A 15,697-nucleotide genomic window follows, 5' to 3' on the forward strand; every position below is an offset into this window, starting at 1 on the left:
GCGGCGGGCGTCGGTTCCTTCGTCGCAGACCACCTAACCCGTCGTGCGTGAGGGCCTGTTGGTCGCCGGGAGAACGCGCAGTGAACAGGACGACGACGGCAGAAAAAGGACAGGAAGCCATGCCGTATCCCCGATGAATCCGCATGTCGAGGGAACCTCGAGGGGGCTCCGATCAGACGCGATGCTGCGCTTCGGTCCGCTCGAGCAGGCCGTGCACCCGGCGAGCGCGGTCTCGCCACCACTGCTCGCGCTGCGGCGAGGCCCGGTGCCGGGCCAGCAGCTCCGGATCGGCGGCGACGGGGCCCACCGGCAGGACGCCGCCGCTCGGCAGCAGCGGGCTGCCCGTCACGTCCTCGGCCAGCAGCGCTGCCGTGCCGAGCCCGCACGCGTACGGCAGCTCGGGCAGCGCTGCGGCCAGGGCGAGACCCGCGCTGAGGCCCACGCTCGTCTCGAGGGCGGAGCTCACCACGGCCGGCAGCCCGGCCTGCTCGACGACCGCGAGCGCCCGTCGCGCCCCGCCCAGCGGGGCGGCCTTGATGACGATCAGATCGGCGGCCTCGGCTCGGGCCACCGCGAGCGGATCCTCGGCCTTGCGCACGGACTCGTCCGCGGCGATCGGCAGGGGCTCCCCGCGGCCGCGCAGCTCGCTGCGCACGCGGGCCAGGCCCTCGATCCCGGGGCTGGGCTGCTCGGCGTACTCGAGCCCGTGGCGGGCCAGCCGGATCAGCGCCTCGACCGCCTCCTCGGGGCCCCACCCGGCGTTGGCATCCACGCGCAGCGCGGCCTCCGGCAGGACCGCGCGCACGGCGGCCACGCGGGCGTCGTCGTCGGCCAGCGACTGGCCGTGCTCGGCCACCTTGACCTTCACCGCGGCGATGCCTTCCCCGTAGCGGGCCAGCACGCGGGGGACCTCCGCGGCGGGCACCGCGGGGACGGTGGCATTGACCGAGACGGTCGTGCGCCGCGGCCGCGGCAGCCCGAGCCAGCCGACCTCGAGGGCGCAGCGCCACCAGGCCAGAGCCTCGGCATCGTCGTACTCGGGGAAGGCGGCGAACTCGGCCCAGCCCTGCGGGCCGCGCACCAGCATGGATTCGCGGCGCTGCAGACCGCGGAAGCGCGAGGTCATCGGCAGGTCCACGACCGCGGCGTCCTCGAGCACCTCCTCGAGGGAAGGCAGCGGCTGCGGCAGGGGGCTGAAGGCCAGGGGCTCGGTCCGGGACATGGATCCAGCCTAGGGCCGGGCAGCGCCGGGGCTGCGCCCGAGTCCTCGGGAACCCGAGGCTCGGTCCCAGGATCCGCGAAGGCTCCGATGCCACACTGGGGCCCTTCCGAAGCCTGGACGATCAGGCAGTGTCGATCAGGGGACCACGAGCGTGACCTACATTCCGGCTGAGACCGATCCGCAGCGAGGACAGCGGGGCGACCGCCACTCCGCGGCGCAGGATCGGCACCCGCAGGGCGAGCATCTCGGGGTCGAGCACCACCAGATGAGGCCCGACACGGCGCAGGAGACCCGGCTCGTCGCCGGGGTCCCTGCGCCGACGGCTCCACTGCAGCGGCAGCAGGTCTGGGCCCCGCAGCGCATCGACGATCGCCCCGACTACCCGGGCCAGGCCGCCTACCAGTACGGCGGCGAGCACCGCCCGCAGCCGCGGCGCGATCTCACGGTCGGCTCCGCAGTGGGCCAGCTGGTGCGCGCAGGCGTGCTCTTCGCCCTGGCCGGGCTGATCGCCTGGACCGCGCTGCGCACGGTGAACGGGCAGTGGGTGGATGAGGTCGCCCTGCGCCAGGCCTCTGCGGTCAACGAACGCCTCCCCTCCTCGGTGACCGGCCTGCTCGCCTCGGCCACCCTCATCACCTGCGCGGCCTCCGCTGCGATCTCACTGATCCTGGCCGCCTCGAACCGCCGCTGGATCCCGCTGGTGATCGCCGTGCTCACCGCGGTGCCGGCCCTGGCCTCCGTCCAGCTGCTCAAGCACAGCCTGCTGGACAAGACCGCCTACGGGATCCAGGAGTCGGCCCAGAACTCCCTGCCCTCCGGGCACACCGCCGCAGCAGCGGCAGCCGTGGCGGTCGTCGTCATGGTCGCTCCCGCGCGCCAGCGCAAGGCGTGGGCGCTGCTGGGCGCTGCGGCAGTCACGGCGGCCGGGGTGGGGACGGTGATCAACGGCTGGCACCGGCCCGCCGATGCCGCCGTGTCCGTGCTGCTGGTCGCCGGCTGGTTCGTGCTCGGATCCCTGGTGCTGCGCGCGCTGATCCCGGCCGAGCCCTGGGTCCCGCAGCGCGGCCTCACGCTGCTGGTCCTGTTCGTGCTGGGGGCCGGGCTCACGATCCTGGCCTTGACGGCTCAGCAGACGATCCCGGCACCGGGCCTGGCACTGGCCTTCGGCGCCCTGGGCGTGCTGAGCGCCTCCCTGCTCTCGGCCCAGCAGATGGTGCGGGCTATGCGCCCGCGCCGGCGATGACGGCCAGCCGGTCCAGCAGGATCCTGGAGGCCGCCGCCCCGTAGGGCAGCTGGTACAGCGCGGCGGTCACCGGACCGGCGGCGTCCTGCACCGGGGCCGCAGGCGCATCCAGGCGCTCGATCGCCGCGGCCATGTTCTCGGCCATGTCCCGCACCGCGCCGCGCGATACCGGGGAGCCGTGGCCCGGCACGACCACCGAGTAGCGCTCCAGATCCGCGATCTGCTCCAGGGCCCGCACCCATTCGTGCGGATAGGCGTCCTCGAAGGCCGGATCCGCGCCCTGCTCCACCACGTCGCCGGCGAACAGGACCTCGTCCACGCCCGCGAAGATGTCGTTGTCCGTGTGCGCCCGTCCCACCGAGAACACGACCACGTGCCGACCGCCCAGGTCGATCCGGCTCAGCGCGGGGCGCAGACCGGTGCCGGGCAGGTGCCGCTGCGGCACCACGATCCGCGTCCCCAGACCCTTGCCCTCCCCCATCTCCGGCTCCAGGACTCCCACGAAGGAGCGCTGGAAGTCGCCGTGGGTGCCGATGGCCGCGGCGGCGTCTCGGTGCGACCAGAACTCGGTGACTCCGGCCCGCTCGAAGACCGCGTTGCCCATGTAGTGGTCGTAGTGGGCGTGGGTGTTCAGCACCACGAGCGGCAGCTGGGTCACCGTGCGCACGGCCTCGAGGATCTCGCGTCCCTGCCGCGGCCCGGCGCCGGTGTCGATCACGAGCGCGCGCGAGGACCCCACGACCAGGCCCGAGTTCAGGCGCCAGTTCTCCGTGGTGATGACATGGATGTCGTCGCCGACTTCGCTGAGGGAGCTCACCCGTCCAGCGTACGGTGCCGCACCGCGCGTGGCCTACGGTGGTGGCCATGCTGAGCCGCGGATCCGGGCGCTACGCGCCCTCCCCCTCCGGGGACCTCCACCTGGGCAACCTGCGCACCGCCGTGCTGGCCTGGGCGATCGCCCGCGCCGACGGCCGCGGGTTCGCGCTGCGCCTCGAGGACCTCGACCGCGTCAAGGAGGGCGCGGCCGAGCGCCAGCTCGAGGACCTGGCCGCGATCGGGCTGGACTGGCAGGAGCCCGTGCTCGTGCAGTCGCAGCGGATCCCGGCCCACCTCCAGGCCGTCGACAGGCTGCGCGAGCGCGATCTGGTCTACGAGTGCTTCTGCACGCGCCGCGAGATCCGCGAGGAGATCGAGGCCTCAGGCGGCGCGCCGCACGGGGCGCCGGGGGCCTATCCGGGCACCTGCCGCGATCTGACGCCCGCCCAGCGCGATGCCCGCCGCGCCGAGCGCCCGGCCGCGCTGCGACTGCGCGCCCAGACGGATTCCGCGACCGTCCGCGACCGCCTGCTGGGCGAGCACACCGCTGCCGTCGACGACTTCGTTCTCGTGCGCAACGACGGCCGCCCCGCCTACAACCTCGCGGTCGTCGTCGACGACGCCCATCAGGGCGTCGATCAGGTGGTGCGCGGCGACGACCTGCTGTCCTCCGCGCCCAGGCAGGCCCATCTGGCGCAGCTGCTCGGGCTGCCCGAGCCGCAGTGGATCCACGTCCCCCTCGTGCTCAATCCCGACGGCGACCGCCTGGCCAAGCGCGACGGCGCCGTGAGCCTGGCGGACCTGCGCGGCCTGGGGGTGGGGCCGGGTGAGGCGATGGGCTGGATCGGAGCCTCCCTGGGGCTCGGCGACGGCATCCGCACGGCTTCCGATGTGCTCGAGCGCTTCGACGAGGTGCGCCTGGACCAGGGCCCCTGGATCCTGGACCCCCCGCGCCGGGCCGCCGAGACCGGCTGAGCGACGCCCAGACACCACCTGGACACAACCTGTCAAGCTTTTCATCGCCCCAGGTCAGAGCGGCATATCTGCGTCATATCGGGGGGGCGATGAGCGACCTTCCCGTATCCTTTCAGTCGTTTTGTCCGCGCTTGGGCGCTGCCTCGCACTCGCCCACCGCGGTCCGGGCTGCTGCCCTTCCGCAGCCCGACCCGCAGGACCGCACGATCTCGCGCGACCCGCTTGAGCGGCCCCGCTGCCCGCAACCCCCGCACTTCCCGATTCGGAGAACACGCCCGGACGATCGATGGACGCCGCTGCGCGCCCCATCCGCACCGAGGCGGAGAGGAACCCATGATCGAAGCAGGATCCGGCTTCTGGTGGATGATGGCCGCCATCGCCCTGTACTTCCTGGCGATGGTCGGCATCGGCCTCTGGGCGTCCACGCGCACTAATGACAAGGACGACTACATGATCGGCGGGCGTGATCTGCCCGCCCCGGTCGCCGCGCTGTCCGCCGGCGCCTCCGACATGTCCGGCTGGCTGCTCATGGGCCTGCCCGGAGCGCTCTACCTCGGCGGCATGGCACAGTCCTGGATCGCCATCGGCCTGACGTTGGGAGCCTGGGTCAACTGGAAGGTCGTGGCCCCGCGACTGCGCCTGTTCACCGAGCAGTACGGCAATGCCATCACCCTCCCCTCCTACTTCGGCAACCGCCTGGTGCGCGGCGGCCGGATGCTGCGGGTGGTCTCGGGACTGGTCATCCTCATCTTCTTCACGTTCTACATCTCCTCCGGCATGGTCGCCGGCGGCAACTTCGCGGCGGCCTCGTTCGGCGGTGCCCTCGAGCAGAGCTTCGGCTGGTCCAACAGCGAGACCTACCTGATCGGCATGCTGGTCATCGCCGCGGTCACGATCCTCTACACGCTGATCGGCGGATTCCTGGGCGCCAGCTTCACCGACTTCGTGCAGGGCACCCTGATGTTCCTGGCCCTGCTGGCGGTGCCCGTCGTGACCATGATCATCGCCGGCGGCCCGGCGACCATCGTCCAGCGCGTGGACGAGGTCCACCCCGGCGCCTGGAACCTCTTCGACTGGAGCGCGGCCGGCGGCGCCATCGGCGCGATCTCGCTGTTCGCCTGGTTCCTCGGCTACTTCGGCCAGCCGCACATCCTGGTGCGCTTCATGGCCCTGCGCAGCCACCACGAGGCCGTCTCCGGGCGCCGCTGGAACATCGTGTGGATGGCCCTGTGCGCGATCGGCGCGATCCTCACCGCCCTGTTCGCGATCCCGCTGGTGGAGCGCGGACGCGTGAGCCTCACCAACTCCGAGACTGCCGAGACCGTGTTCCTGGACTCCGCGATCGGCCTGTTCCCGGCGTTCGTGGCCGGGCTCGTGCTGGCCGCCGTGCTCGCCGCGATCATGTCCACGCTGTCCTCGCAGCTCGTGGTCACCGCCTCCGCGTTCGTGGAGGACCTCATGCTGCTGCTGCGCCGCCGCCCTCTGACCGGTCGCTCGTCGCTGTGGGTCTCCCGCGCCGCCGTGTTCGTCGTGGCGGTCGTCGCCGCGCTCATGGCCCTGAACCCGTCCGAATCGATCCTGGCCCTGGTCGGCTTCGCCTGGGCCGGCTTCGGCGCGGCCTTCGGCCCGATCGTGCTGCTGTCGCTGTACTGGAAGAAGCTCACCGGCTACGGCGCCACCGCCTCCATGGTGGTCGGCGCGGCCGTCGTGCTGATCTGGCCCTCGACCCCGTGGGCGGATCTGTACGAGATCATCCCTGGCTTCGCCGCCGCGCTCATCGTGGCCGTGCTGGTCTCCCTGGCCACCTACAGCAACGAGCCGGGCATCGACGACCACTTCGACGCCGCCGTCGCCCGCTCCCGCGAGGGCCTGCCGGAGGACGACTCCGAGCTCGAAGCTCCCCGTGCCGCAGGTGCGGCCTCGGCGCCGGCCCAGGCCGGTGCGAGCTCTGCTCAGGACGCGGACGGCTCCGCTCGGGCCACCGGCGCCGCCGAGGGCGGCACCCCGCCCGCGCCGTGGGCGCACAACGGCTGAGCGATCCAGCTGCGCTGAAGCCTCAGGGGGCCCGGGACGATGAGCATCGTCCCGGGCCCCCTGTCCGACTCCGGGCCAGGTCCCGGCAGAGCCTCCCGCGCCGCTGCCGGCTTCAGCCGCGCCGACGGGTCCTGGCGGTGGCCTGGGCGGCCCACGGGTCCTCCGGCCACGGGTGCTTGGGATAGCGCCCGCGCATCTCGGCGCGGACCTGGCGGTACGGCCCGTCCCAGAACGAGGCCAGATCGGCCGTGATCGCCAGTTCCCGCCCGGCCGGGGAGAGCAGGTGGAAGAGCACCGGCAGACGACCGTCGAGCAGCCGGGGCGACTCCGCCAGGCCGAAGCACTCCTGGAGCTTGACCCGCACGATCGGCTGCGGGACCTGCCCGCGCCCGCTGCCGGCCTGCTCCTCCTGGTCGGTGAGCGCGACCTCCTCGGACTCCCACTGCTGCGGCCACAGGATCCGGTGCGAGGCGCCCGACGGCACGGCCAGCCGCTGCGGGGCCAGCTCCTCGAAGCGCGAGGCCTCCGGCCAGGGCAGCAGCCGTCGCAGAGCCGAGACGGTGTCGATCGAGCGCACCGAGGCCCCTCGTGCCAGCGCCGCGAGCTCCGGGCCGAGCCAGACCTGCGCCTGGGCTCCCAGGGAGTCGTCGTCCATGGCCGGCCAGGGCTCGCCCAGGTGCCGGTGGCAGGCCGCCATCCGAGCGCGCAGCTGCAGCGCCTGCTCGGACATCTCCAGCAACGCCGGGCCCTGCTCCTCGAGCGCACGGCCGATCGCCTCGGCGGCCTGCTCGGGGTCCGGGCGCGCCGGGGTGGCCGCGAGCTCGATGGCCCCCAGCGACTCGACGTCGCGAGCCCTGGCCCGCCCGTCGACGAAGCGCACGGACAGCTCGCGCCGGTGCAGCCGACCCGCGGCGCGCTCGGCCGTGGCCCGCTCCAGCCCGGTGGCAGCGCGGATCAGGGCCCCGGTGCCCGCGGCCGCCGAGGCCTGCGAGCGCGTGACATCGGCTACGGCCAGCCACTGCTCGTGGACCAGCGGGGACTCGCGAGGCAGGCCGGCGCGGGTCCCCGAGGCCAGCAGCCACTGCTCGCCGCGCTCATCCATCCGCCGGGCGATCCGCTCGGGGAAGGCCAGGCCCACCACCAGACCGAGGACCTCCTGGGCATCGGCAGGGGCGTGAGCGGCGGGCTCCCGGCTCGCCTCGGGATCGGCTCGTCGCCGCTGCGGCTCGGGGCCGGGCGACTCGCCCGACGGCTCCACAGCCGTTCCCGCGATCAGCGAGCGCAGCCGTCGAGCCTCGGCCTGCCAGCGCCGGGAGCCCGGATGCTGCCCGCGGCGCAGCTCGCGCAGCAGACCGGCGAGGTCGCCGTCGGGGGCCCGGTGGTCGTCCGCGACGGCCGCCACGATCTCGGCGGCCGTGGACTCCTCCACCGACTGTGCGCCGACGAGCAGAGCGCGGCCCCAGCGCGGATCCAGCGGCAGCCCCGCCAGGCGGCGGCCGACGGCAGTGGGACGCAGGTCCTCGTCGAGGGCCTCCAGCGAGCGCAGCGTGCGGTGAGCATCGGCCAGGGCCCGGGGCGCAGGCGGATCCAGCAGGGCCATGCCCTCGCCTCCCGGGGCTCCCCAGCAGGACAGCACGAGTGCTGCGGAGGTCAGATCGGCCGTGCGGATCTCCGGGACGGCGCGCTCGGGCATGGCCGCCCACGCCGACTCGTCGTAGCAGCGCACGACCGCTCCGGGACCGGTGCGCGCGGCACGGCCCGCCCGCTGCCGTCCCGAGGCCCGAGAGGCCGAGACCGTGACGAGCCCGGACATGCGGCGCACCGCGTCCCTGCGCGACTCGCGCGAGAGACCGGCATCGATCACCAGGCTCACTCCGGGCACCGTCAGCGAGGACTCGGCCAGGGCCGTGGAGACAACGATCCGGGGGCGGCCGTCCGGCTCGCGCCCGGCCACGGCGAGGTTCTGCTCGTGCGCGGGGATGCGCCCATGCAGCTCGAGCACCTCGGCCTCCGAGAGCTCCCGGAGCCGAGCAGCCACGTGGGAGACCTCCCCGGCTCCGGGCAGGAAGACGAGGGCGTCGAGGCCAGGGTCCTGGGCAAGGCCGCGCTCGTGCTCCCGATGCGCCGTGCGGGCCACGTGGTCCAGGAACTCCCGCCGCACGCCGCGCTCGTCGAGCCGCGGCCCCGTCCCCGGAGCCCAGCGGACCTCGAGGGGGTGCTCGACCGCCCGGCTGTCCACGAGCGGGACCTCGTCCAGCCCGAGCGCCTGCCCGATCAGGTCGCGGAAGGATCCGGCGTCAAGGGTGGCGGACATGACGATCAGGGCCAGGTCCTCGCGCAGCTGGCGCAGCTCCAGGACCATGCCCAGCAGCAGGTCGATCTCCAGGCCGCGCTCGTGGACCTCATCGAGCACGATCGCTCGGGTCCCGCTCAGCTCCGGGTCCGCCAGCAGGCGCCCGATCAGCACGCCCGGGGTCACGAACTCGATGGCAGTCCCCGGGCCGACCTCGCGCTGCCCGCGCACGGTGAGCCCGGACAGCTCGCCGAGCCTCGTTCCGCTCAGCTGGGCCAGCCGCTGGGCCGCGGCCCGCGCGGCCACCCGCCGCGGCTGCACGACGACGACCCTGCTGCGCGCATCCGCCCCGAGCTCGAGGGCCGCCGCCGGCGGGGCGAGCGTGGTCTTGCCGGTGCCCGGAGGCGCCTCCACGATGGCGACTCCGTGGCCGGCCAGCGCCGCCCGCAGCCGCGGGAGGGCCTGTGCGAAGGGCAGGTCCGCACCGAGGCGCTCGAGGTCCAGATCCATCATCCGGCCAGTCTCCCATCTGCCGTGCGGCAGCAGCTCCGCGGGCGTCGACGGCCCCAGCGGGCCCGTTCCGGCGTCGGCGAGCGCTCGTAGACTGGCCGCTGTGAACGACTCCAGCGCATCCCAGCTCTCCCGCCAGGTCTCCGAGATCTTCGATCCCGTGCAGTGGCGCACGGTCGAGGGGTTCGAGGACCTGACGGACATCACCTACCACCGAGGCGTCCAGCGCGGACCCGACGGCGCCCTCGAGCGCGACCTGCCCTGGGTCCGGGTGGCCTTCGACCGCCCCGAGGTCCGCAATGCCTTCCGCCCGGGGACGGTGGACGAGCTCTACCGCGTGCTCGATCACGCCCGCATGAGCTCGGACGTGGGCGCCGTGATCCTCACCGGCAACGGCCCGTCGGCCAAGGACGGCGGCTGGGCCTTCTGCTCGGGCGGCGATCAGCGCATCCGCGGCCGCGACGGCTACCGCTACGCCGAGGGCGAGACCGCCGAGTCGGTGGATCCGGCCCGCGCCGGGCGCCTGCACATCCTGGAGGTCCAGCGTCTGATCCGCACCATGCCCAAGCCCGTGATCGCCGCGGTCTCCGGCTGGGCAGCAGGCGGCGGGCACTCCCTGCACGTGGTCTGCGACCTCACGCTGGCCTCGGCAGAGCACGGGAGGTTCAAGCAGACCGACGCCACCGTCGGCTCCTTCGACGCCGGCTACGGCTCCGCCCTGCTGGCCCGCCAGGTGGGTCAGAAGAACGCCCGCGAGATCTTCTTCCTGGCCCGCGAGTACTCCGCCCAGGACATGCACCGCATGGGCGCGGTCAACGAGGTCGTGGAGCACTCCGAGCTCGAGGCCACGGCCATCGAGTGGTGCCGGATGATCTGCGCGCAGTCCCCGCAGGCGATCCGCATGCTCAAGTACGCCTTCAACCTCCCGGACGACGGCATGGTCGGGCAGCAGGTCTTCGCCGGTGAGGCCACGCGCCTGGCCTACATGACCGACGAGGCCGTCGAGGGCCGCGATGCCTTCCTGGGCAAGCGCGATCCCGATTGGTCGTCCTACCCGTACTACTTCTGATCCCCGTGGCGGACACCTCCTCTGCGGAGCAGGAGCTGCCCGGTCGGGCGATGCCGGCGCCGCGCACCGCGGACCTGCCTTCGGACGCCGTTGTCCTCGACGGCCCTCAGGCCCTGCCCGGGCTCGGCGGTGCGGCCGGTCTGCTCGAGCGGCTCCGGGATGCGCTGTCGCGGCCCGGCCCGGCCGTCGTCGTCTCCACCTCGGGCTCGACCGGGCGCCCCAAGGCCACGGTGCTCGAGGCGCAGTCGCTGCGCGCCTCCGGTGAGGCCACAGCCGTGCGCACCGGCGGGCACGGCCAGTGGCTGCTGTGCCTGCCCGCGCACTACGTGGCCGGTGTCCAGGTCCTGGCCCGCTCGGCACTTGCAGGGACCGAGCCGGTGATCATGGACAACGGACCCTTCCGCGCCGAGGCCTTCGCGGGCGCCGCCGAGAGGATGACGGGCGAGGTCCGGCACGTCTCGCTCGTGCCGACCCAGCTCTCCCGACTGGTCGAGGTCGCAGATGACCCGGCAGGCGGGCGCGCGGTGCGCCGGGCGCTGGCATCCTTCGACTCGGTGCTGCTCGGAGGCTCGGCGGCCTCGCCCGTGCTGCTCGAGCGCGCCCGCGCCCTCGGGGCCCGCGTGGCCACCACCTACGGGATGTCGGAGACCTGCGGCGGCTGCGTGTACGACGGCCGACCGCTCGACGGCATCGAGGTCCGGATCGAGGCTTCGGAGGGGTCCTCGTCACCGGCTCCTGCGCAGGGCTGCGCCCCGCTGGCGCCCGAGGGATCCGGGCGGATCTGGCTCGGCGGGGACGCAGTCACGACCGGCTACCTCGACGACGATGCCCAGACCGCCCGCCATGTCCGCCTGATCGACGGCCGGCGCTGGTACCGCACCGATGACCTCGGCACCTGGGACGGGCGGCTGCTGGAGATCACCGGTCGCGCCGACGACGTCGTGGTCACCGGCGGGCTCAAGGTCTCGGCCGGCGTGGTGGCCCAGCAGCTGCTGCGCGATCCCGAGATCGAGCAGGCCGTCGTGCTCGGGGTGCCGGATCCGCAGTGGGGACAGGCCGTGGCCGCGCTCGTCGTCCCGCGCTCGAGCGCCCATCAGCGGGAGGAGACCGCGCTGCGGGAGCGGCTGTCCGCCGAGATCCGCTCAGCACTGGGCGCTGCGGCCGTTCCCAAGCGCTGGCTCATCGCGGCGCAGATGCCCATGCTCGTCACCGGCAAGCCAGATCGGGCCGAGGTGCGCCGCCTGCTGGAGGGCGTCAGCGGCTGAGCAGCGGTCGGGTCCGTCGGGTTCTCATGAAATGATGGGCCAGTTCACAGCCGTCGGCCGAGGAGGTCCTGTTCGTGGCTACACCTGCGCAGTGGGTCGAGGGCGCGCGCCTGCGCACCCTGCCCATGGCCCTGGCCCCGGTCATCGCCGGCACCGCCGCCGCCCAGTCCATGTGGGGCTCGGACGTGGTGCGCGCGCTGCTGGCCTTCGCCGTGGCGCTGCTGCTGCAGATCGGCGTGAACTACGCCAACGACTACTCGGACGGCATCAAGGGCACCGACGACGACCGCGTGGGCCCCATGCGCCTGGTCGGCTCCGGGGCCGCCGCACCGCGGCAGGTGCTGGCTGCCGCGCTGGGCTGCTTCGTGCTGGCCATGGTGGCCGGCGTCGCCCTGGTGGCGCTGTCAGGCCAGTGGTGGTTCCTGGTGATCGGCGCCTCCGCGGTGCTGGCCGCCTGGGGCTACACCGGAGGCCCCTGGCCCTACGGCTACCGCGGGCTGGGCGATGCGGCGGTGTTCGTCTACTTCGGGCTCGTGGCCGTGCTGTGCACCGCCATGACCCAGGCCGGCGAGCTGAACCTGCAGGCCTGGATCGCCGCCGTGGCCACGGGACTGTTCGCCTGCGCGCTGCTGATGGCCAACAACATCCGCGACATCCCCGGCGACCAGGAGGTCGGCAAGCGCACCCTGGCCGTGCGGCTGGGCGATCGCTGGGCCCGCGTGGTCTTCACCGCCGAGCTCGGGCTGGCCTTCGCGCTGCATGTGTTCCTGCTCCCGCGGAACCCGTGGTTCCTGCTGGTGCTGCTGGCGGCCCCGCTGGCGATCATGGCCGCGCGCACCGTGCTGGGTGCCACCGAGCGCACCGCGCTGATCCCGGTGCTCAAGCAGTGCGGGATCCTCAACCTCGTGTGGTCCGTGCTGTTCCTCATCGCCGTGGTGGCGCACCAGAGCCTGTGACCCGGCCGCTGCCTGCCTCAGGAGCTCAGGGAAGGTCGTCCTCGCCGCGGCTGCGGCGGTAGGCGTCGGCCTCGGCGTCCTCGTCCCGGGTGTCGCGCAGGCGCTCTCGGCTGCGGGGCTTGGGCGAGCGCGAGATCGCGCGGTTGAGGTCCTCGCTCGCGGCGATGTGCAGCTTGGGGAAGAAGAGATAGCACACCGCGAACGCCACAATCACGGCGGCGATGCCGGAGAAGATCAGACCGAGGTCCAGTGCCATGAACAGCACGAACGCGACGGCGAGGATGGCCAGGCGCAGGGCGGAGTACTTCAGGAAGTTCACCGGAGCATCCTAAGGCCCGCCCCTGGATGCGGCCTCCGCGCGCGCACGGGCATCAGCCCTGCGAGCGCCCGCCCTCGATCGGCCAGCGGTCCGTCCAGGCTCCGGGCTCCTCAGCGAAGGCCCGCACGTGCTCCGGGAAGCCGCCGGTCAGGACATCTGCCAGCGTGACCTCGTCGAGCACCCGGCGCATGGCCGAGCGCAGCGCGACCCACACGACTGGCAGGTGCTCAGCAGCACCCGTGTAGGCGGTGTCCGACGGGCGCTGCCCCCGGATGCCGGCCAGCGGCCCCTCTACCGTGCGGATCACCGCGCCGATCGTGATCTCCTGCGCCTGGGAGGCCAGCCGGTAGCCGCCTGCGGCTCCGCGGCGGCTGACGACGAGCCCCCCGCGGCGCAGCTGCCCGAGGACCACCTCGAGGAACTTGGCCGGCAGCTGCTGACGCTGGGCCAGCTCCTGGGCCGGCATGGCGGCGGTGCCCGCCGCGTGCGCCTCGGCGAGCATGAGCATGGCCCTGATCGCGTATTCGGCGCGTGCGGAGATCTCCATGTGTCGATTGTTTCACGGACTTTGACGCCCTTCCCAGGGCCCTGGAATGCTCGCGCACAGTAAATCCCATCATTCCGATGGGAATAGTGGATCGGCTGCGGAAGCGGCGCTCGCCCCGCCCGCGCGGCGCTGCCGAGTCCACGATCCGCCCCACCCCACTGCCCGGGAGTCCCGCATGCGCATGCTCGTCCTCATCGCCCTCGTCGGCCTGGCCGCCCAGCTCGTGGACGGCGGCCTGGGCATGGCCTACGGCGTCACGACCTCCACGCTGCTGCTCACGATCGGGGCCAACCCGGCTGCCGCCTCGGCTACCGTGCACCTGGCCGAGGTCGGGACCACGCTCGTGTCCGGGCTCTCCCACTGGCGCTTCGGCAACGTCGACTGGGGCGTCGTGGCCAAGATCGGGATCCCCGGTGCGATCGGCGCCTTCCTGGGGGCCACGGCCCTGTCGAACCTCGACGCCGCGGCCGCCAGGCCCTTCATGTCCGCAGTGCTGCTCGCCCTGGGCCTGTTCATCCTGGTGCGCTTCACCGTTGGCGGCCTGCGTAGCGATCGACTGGGACGAGCCATCCCCGCACGGCTGCTCGCCCCGCTCGGGCTCTTCGCCGGCTTCATGGACGCCGCCGGAGGCGGCGGCTGGGGCCCCGTCGGCACGCCCGCCCTGCTCGCCGACGGCCGCCTGGAGCCCCGGAAGGTCGTGGGCTCGATCAACTCCGCGGAGTTCCTGGTCACCGTGGCCGCCTCGCTCGGCTTCCTCTTCTCCCTGGGCAGCCAGGGGATCACCTGGTCCTGGGTGCTGGCCCTGCTGATCGGGGGCGTGATCGCAGCACCCATCGCCGCCGCGCTGGTCCGCTGCGTCCCCTCGCGCGTGCTCGGCCCGGCCGTGGGCGGGCTGATCGTGCTCACCAACGCCCGGACCCTGCTCGGGGCGGATGCGCTGGACGCCCCTGCGACGGTCTCCCACGCCGTGCTGCTGGGGATCGCCGTCCTGTGGCTGGCCGCCGTCGGCTGGTCGGTCCTGCAGCATCGCAGCGGCTCGCTTGCGGGGAGCGTCTCGGAGGCGACGACCGCCGATGAGGTCGCGAAGCCGACGGCCGCGGCCGCGAGCGGGTCGTCCGCTGCTCAGTGCTCGGAGTCGGTGCACTCGGCGCGCTGAGGACGGGATCCGGACGTCGCGGCCCCGTCGCGATTGATCGCGGGGTCGGGCCTCCCCGTACGATGGAGACATGATCCGAGCCATCCTCATCATCGGCGTGATCGCTCTGGCTGTGGGCGTGATCATCTACTCGCTGATCGACTGCGCGCGCTCGGACGCCCGCGACATCCGCGGCCTGCGCCGCGGTCCGTGGCTGGCGATCATCCTGCTCCTGCCGGTCATCGGCGGCATCCTGTGGCTGACGCTGGGCCGCCCGCGCTACGCCTCCCCCGGCTCCGTCCCCACCCGCGGCAAGGGCCCGGACGACGACCCCGAGTTCCTGCGCCAGCTGGACCGCCAGCGACGCCAGGCCGAGCGCGAGCGGCAGCGCCGCGAGCAGCCCGGCGAGGAACAGGCCGGCGACGATCCGGCCGATGAGCCGCAGTCCGACCAGGACCGGGCCCCGGGCTCGGAGGACCCGGACGACGACGCGCCGAGCGCCCCCGGGGCGGATCCCTCCGCGCGCTGAATCCCTCGGGATCCCCGCGCGCAGCTCAGCTCCAGGGTTCGAGCTGCGGCGCATCCTGCGGGTCTGCTCGACCGGCCAGCCAGGCGAGCAGCCGGTGCTGGCTCGACAGCGATCCCCAGCGCTGCGGGACGGTTGCGAGCAGCTGCGGAAGGTCCCAGGCCACGTACTCCTGAGGCCAGTCGGCGGACGTGTACTCGAGGCCGAGGTCCACATGATGCATCACGACCTCGCGCAGCCGGTGCGCCGGCTCCTCGCTCGTGCCGTAGGAGTCGCGGCCCAGGAGCTCAGGGTGGGGCCAGCCCGCCGCATCCATGGCGGCGAGCACCCCGTCCAGACGGCCGCAGGACTCCTGCAGGTCGCGCAGGATCTGCGCCGCGGGCCGACCCTCGCCCTCGTCGATCTCGTCCCGGCGCTGCTGCGCACCACCGGGATACCTCGGCTCATCCGCTCCCCGAAGGGCTGCTGCGAGTCGGCGGCTGTGCCCGTCGGCGTTGCGCGCCAGGTGGGTCAGCACGTGCCCGATTGACCACTCCGGCAGCAGCGAGGCACGTCGGATCTGGGCGTCATCGAGGCCTGAGGCGGTGCCGAGCAGGCGCTGGTGCGCCAGGCGCACAAGCTCTGCGGCGCGACGGGGCTCCGTAGAGAGGTCGCCGGAAGGATCGTCCATGGCAGCGAGCATGGCACCCCCTCCTCCGAGCTCACAAGACCCGAGACCCGCCCGAGAACTGCCATGAGGGGCGGCCCGGGAAGCGGAGGGACCCCGCGTCGTGCGACGCGGGGTCCC

General features: G+C 73.4%; 14 protein-coding genes. 8 read left to right on the top strand and 6 right to left on the bottom strand.

Features of this window, described 5'->3' with window-relative positions; translation table 11 throughout:
* Positions 1–172: 172 nt before the first annotated feature.
* On the bottom strand, positions 173–1,222 hold the full coding sequence (locus FFS25_RS02370) for an o-succinylbenzoate synthase (RefSeq protein WP_171004070.1): 1,050 nt from the start codon (positions 1,220–1,222) through the stop codon (positions 173–175).
* Between the two features lie 151 nt (positions 1,223–1,373).
* Here FFS25_RS02370 and FFS25_RS02375 point away from each other — a divergent pair, with 151 nt between their 5' ends.
* Entirely contained in the window at positions 1,374–2,465 is a 1,092-nt protein-coding gene (locus tag FFS25_RS02375; RefSeq protein WP_137801796.1) for a phosphatase PAP2 family protein, read from the top strand.
* Here FFS25_RS02375 and FFS25_RS02380 read toward each other — a convergent pair.
* The gene (locus tag FFS25_RS02380) at positions 2,443–3,282 is read right to left on the bottom strand and encodes an MBL fold metallo-hydrolase (RefSeq protein ID WP_006213741.1); all 840 of its coding nucleotides are present in this window, start codon (positions 3,280–3,282) and stop codon (positions 2,443–2,445) included. The two genes, FFS25_RS02375 and FFS25_RS02380, sit on opposite strands and share 23 nt — an antisense overlap.
* 47 nt (positions 3,283–3,329) lie before the next feature.
* Between FFS25_RS02380 and gluQRS the strand changes: the two genes are divergently transcribed.
* Both gluQRS and putP read left to right on the top strand, forming a co-directional pair.
* Entirely contained in the window at positions 3,330–4,256 is a 927-nt protein-coding gene (gluQRS, locus tag FFS25_RS02385) for a tRNA glutamyl-Q(34) synthetase GluQRS (RefSeq protein ID WP_058871847.1), read from the top strand.
* 333 nt (positions 4,257–4,589) lie between these two features.
* Positions 4,590–6,290: a sodium/proline symporter PutP gene (gene putP / locus FFS25_RS02390; RefSeq protein WP_006213745.1), complete on the top strand. Its 1,701-nt coding sequence runs from the start codon at positions 4,590–4,592 to the stop codon at positions 6,288–6,290.
* 112 nt (positions 6,291–6,402) lie between these two features.
* Here putP and hrpB read toward each other — a convergent pair whose 3' ends face one another.
* Positions 6,403–9,096, bottom strand: a complete 2,694-nt coding sequence (gene hrpB, locus FFS25_RS02395; protein ID WP_137801797.1) for an ATP-dependent helicase HrpB — start codon at positions 9,094–9,096, stop codon at positions 6,403–6,405.
* Between the two features lie 100 nt (positions 9,097–9,196).
* Between hrpB and FFS25_RS02400 the strand changes: the two genes are divergently transcribed.
* The 3 genes from FFS25_RS02400 to FFS25_RS02410 all read left to right on the top strand — a co-directional run bounded on the left by FFS25_RS02400 (position 9,197) and on the right by FFS25_RS02410 (position 12,383).
* Entirely contained in the window at positions 9,197–10,162 is a 966-nt protein-coding gene (locus tag FFS25_RS02400; protein WP_006213747.1) for a 1,4-dihydroxy-2-naphthoyl-CoA synthase, read from the top strand.
* A gap of 5 nt (positions 10,163–10,167) precedes the next feature.
* On the top strand, positions 10,168–11,427 hold the full coding sequence (locus tag FFS25_RS02405) for an AMP-binding protein (protein WP_058871849.1): 1,260 nt from the start codon (positions 10,168–10,170) through the stop codon (positions 11,425–11,427).
* Positions 11,428–11,501: 74 nt separating this feature from the next.
* Entirely contained in the window at positions 11,502–12,383 is an 882-nt protein-coding gene (locus FFS25_RS02410) for a 1,4-dihydroxy-2-naphthoate polyprenyltransferase (RefSeq protein WP_006213750.1), read from the top strand.
* A 25-nt stretch (positions 12,384–12,408) separates the two neighbouring features.
* Here the strand turns inward: FFS25_RS02410 and FFS25_RS02415 are convergent, their stop codons facing one another.
* Both FFS25_RS02415 and FFS25_RS02420 read right to left on the bottom strand, forming a co-directional pair.
* Positions 12,409–12,702 (bottom strand): DUF4229 domain-containing protein, encoded by a 294-nt coding sequence (locus FFS25_RS02415; protein WP_024289871.1) that lies wholly within the window; start codon positions 12,700–12,702, stop codon positions 12,409–12,411.
* Positions 12,703–12,754: 52 nt separating this feature from the next.
* Positions 12,755–13,249, bottom strand: coding sequence for an RrF2 family transcriptional regulator (locus FFS25_RS02420; RefSeq protein WP_006213752.1), 495 nt, complete (start codon positions 13,247–13,249; stop codon positions 12,755–12,757).
* Positions 13,250–13,424: 175 nt separating this feature from the next.
* Between FFS25_RS02420 and FFS25_RS02425 the strand changes: the two genes are divergently transcribed.
* Both FFS25_RS02425 and FFS25_RS02430 read left to right on the top strand, forming a co-directional pair.
* A complete protein-coding gene (locus FFS25_RS02425) occupies positions 13,425–14,405 on the top strand; it encodes a sulfite exporter TauE/SafE family protein (RefSeq protein WP_058871851.1) in 981 nt (326 codons plus the stop codon).
* 70 nt (positions 14,406–14,475) lie between these two features.
* Positions 14,476–14,913, top strand: a complete 438-nt coding sequence (locus FFS25_RS02430; protein WP_024289869.1) for a PLD nuclease N-terminal domain-containing protein — start codon at positions 14,476–14,478, stop codon at positions 14,911–14,913.
* Positions 14,914–14,938: 25 nt separating this feature from the next.
* Here FFS25_RS02430 and FFS25_RS02435 read toward each other — a convergent pair whose 3' ends face one another.
* The gene (locus FFS25_RS02435) at positions 14,939–15,592 is read right to left on the bottom strand and encodes a maleylpyruvate isomerase N-terminal domain-containing protein (RefSeq protein WP_058871852.1); all 654 of its coding nucleotides are present in this window, start codon (positions 15,590–15,592) and stop codon (positions 14,939–14,941) included.
* Positions 15,593–15,697 lie beyond the last annotated feature (105 nt).

Origin of the sequence: Kocuria sp. 2SI (assembly GCF_005502825.1) — a bacterium.
GTDB classification, from domain to species: domain Bacteria; phylum Actinomycetota; class Actinomycetes; order Actinomycetales; family Micrococcaceae; genus Kocuria; species Kocuria palustris.